Source organism: Desulfosarcina cetonica JCM 12296, from assembly GCF_001311845.1.
Classification (GTDB): Bacteria; Desulfobacterota; Desulfobacteria; order Desulfobacterales; family Desulfosarcinaceae; genus Desulfosarcina; species Desulfosarcina cetonica.
In genome coordinates, this window is the sequence record NZ_BBCC01000384.1 from 1 (window position 1) to 2,487 (window position 2,487).

The following is a 2,487-nucleotide window of genomic DNA, read 5'->3' on the forward strand; positions in this document are numbered from 1 at the left end:
TTCGCCGCCGGGGTGACCCGCTACCGCGACCACTGTCTGACCCAGGGCGTGCAATACGCGGCCGCCGATGCCCGGGCCGTCGTCGACCAGTTCCAGACCCGCAGCCAGGGACTGTTCCGCACCGCGAAGGTAAGGGTGCTACCGGATCAGGCGGCCACACGAAGCGCCATCGAAACCACCCTCACAAGCATGGCGTCCATGGCCGGACCAGAGGATGTTTTCGTGGTTTACTTCGCCGGCCATGGCACCGCCATCGACGGCCAGTATCACTATCTGCCCTGGGGCGTGCGCTACACCAGCCAGGAAGCCTTGCACGAACAGAGCCTCAGCCAGGAGAACTTGCGCACACTGCTCAGCAAAATTCTCTGCAACAAGACCCTTTTGCTGCTCGATACCTGCAGCTCGGGCGCCTTTTCCATGGGCCGCGGCGTTGCCGAGAAAGCCGCCATCGACCGCCTGGGAAAACTCAGTGGCTGGGCCGTGCTGGCGGCCGCGAAAAGCGATGAAGTGGCCTATGAGGAAAACGGCCACGGGATCTTCACCCATGCCCTCATCGAAGGCCTGAAAAACGCCGACCGCAACGGAAACACCCTCATCGAGGTGGGTGAACTGGCCGACTATATCGAGGAACTGGTCCCAAACATCACCCAGCGCAAGTATGGTTTCGAACAATTCCCGGTGAAAAGACTCTCCGGGGCCTCTTTTCCCGTGGGCAGGAAACCATGAGCCATGAACGATGAGAATCGACAAAAAATCGAGATCTTCATCTCCTATGCCCACGAGGATGAGGATCTGCTCAACAAACTGGTGTCGCATCTCTCCCAACTGAAACGGGACGGGCTGATCGAGACATGGCACGACCGGCGACTCACCGGAGGGCAGGAGTGGGCCGGGCAGATCGACGACCATCTGGAAAACGCCCACATCGTTCTGCTGCTGATCAGCGCTGATTTCATCGACTCAAAATATTGCTACGACATCGAGATGAAACGTGCCCTGGATCGCCACAACAACCATGAAGCGCGGGTAATTCCCGTAATTTTGCGTCCCACCGACTGGCGCAACGCGCCATTTGGCAAACTGCAGGCCCTTCCCAGGGATGGCAGGCCGGTCGTCAAATTCGAAACATTGGATGACGGTTTCCTGGAAGTGGCCCAAGGCCTGCGCAACATCGTAAGCCAATGGAACGTCAACATACCGCTGACGCCCGGCTCGGTGGATATTCCTGAGTTCCCACCGCCAAAGCGACCTTGGAAGATTAAAGCCTTGTTGATCGCAGCCCTGATAATCGTGTTGTTGGCCGGTACAGGCGCTTTTTGGAATCACTATCGCCAAATTGTGGCGATTGAGGCAAGCACCTGCCAACGCAGAAAAATACATGCGGGCGGGGCGGTATTCAGAAGCCAAGGACGAGTACCAACAGGCACAGAAAGTCCGACCAAGGAGCAAGGCAGCCGGTTTCGGGCTGGAAAAAGCCACTCTCCCCGAAGTGCTGGCCGAGGATAAAGAGCTGTTCAGCCTTAAACTGAACAGCCTGCTCAATCTGGCACCTGACGATCCCGACCTGTTAATCATGGACGGCGACCGACACTATTTCAGGGGCGAAAAAGGTCTCGCCGTTGGACGTTACCGGAAAGTCGCAACGCAATATCCGATGTGGGCACTCGCCCACTTCCGTTTGGGTGTGATCAGCGATCAATCCGGGGATGTGCAAGCTGCTTTGGCGCACTACCAAAATGCCGTTGACATAGCGCCGGACACGGATATTTACCGCAGTAACCTGGCGTATGTCTACTTCAAGCAGGCTGACTACGATCATGCCATTGCGGAATATCGCAAAATTCCCCAGTCTCCGCTGGCCGCCCTGGAGTGGGCCAAGGCGGCCCTGATGCAAGGCGATGTGAACACCGTCCTCGAAGAGCAAAAGGTGGCCCTGAACTGGCTCGAAGACGATCAGGTCGCGACGCTGCAAAAAAACCAAGGGACGTGGTACTTCGAAGTTGACAACCATGAGGGCGTTCGGGTTTTCACTCGATCGGAGAAGCTCTGCTACACGAAGCTGGCGTTATCGGCAACACTGTTCCTGAGTGGCCATCCGGTGAAGGCCCAGGATTATTTCCAGTCGGCGAAAATCGCCTGCCCGGCGGTTAACCGCGTCCTGCTGAGTATTTTGGAAACAGATCTCGTACGCGCAAAGGAGGCACAGCCGCAGCTTGCAGATCGCATAGAGGACTACCGCCGGCAGTTTCTTTCGAACTGAGGGAACCAGACGGTGCTACCAACACCAAGGGATAGAACGTATCTGATGGAGGTCGTTTCATGATGAACCATCACCCGTCAACGTTCCGCGCATTGATGATGGCCCTGGCATGCCTGACGATCGGTGCATGTGTTACGGCACCGCCAGTGGTCGTTCAACGTCCCGTCGAACCCGTGCCGCTGAAAACCGGTACCACCCCGCCCACCCATCCCCTACCCCGCATCGAG

Annotated in this window: 3 protein-coding genes; all 3 read left to right on the forward strand. The window is 57.3% G+C overall.

Annotated elements, in window-relative coordinates:
- On the forward strand, window positions 1–726 hold a 726-nt coding region (locus JCM12296_RS34115), incomplete at its 5' end, for a caspase family protein (RefSeq protein ID WP_172684253.1).
- A gap of 3 nt (window positions 727–729) precedes the next feature.
- The gene (locus JCM12296_RS46690; protein WP_054702533.1) at window positions 730–1,506 is read left to right on the forward strand and encodes a toll/interleukin-1 receptor domain-containing protein; all 777 of its coding nucleotides are present in this window, start codon (window positions 730–732) and stop codon (window positions 1,504–1,506) included.
- A 67-nt stretch (window positions 1,507–1,573) separates the two neighbouring features.
- On the forward strand, window positions 1,574–2,260 hold the full coding sequence (locus JCM12296_RS42980) for a tetratricopeptide repeat protein (protein ID WP_246805301.1): 687 nt from the start codon (window positions 1,574–1,576) through the stop codon (window positions 2,258–2,260).
- The last annotated feature ends 227 nt before the right edge of the window (window positions 2,261–2,487 follow it).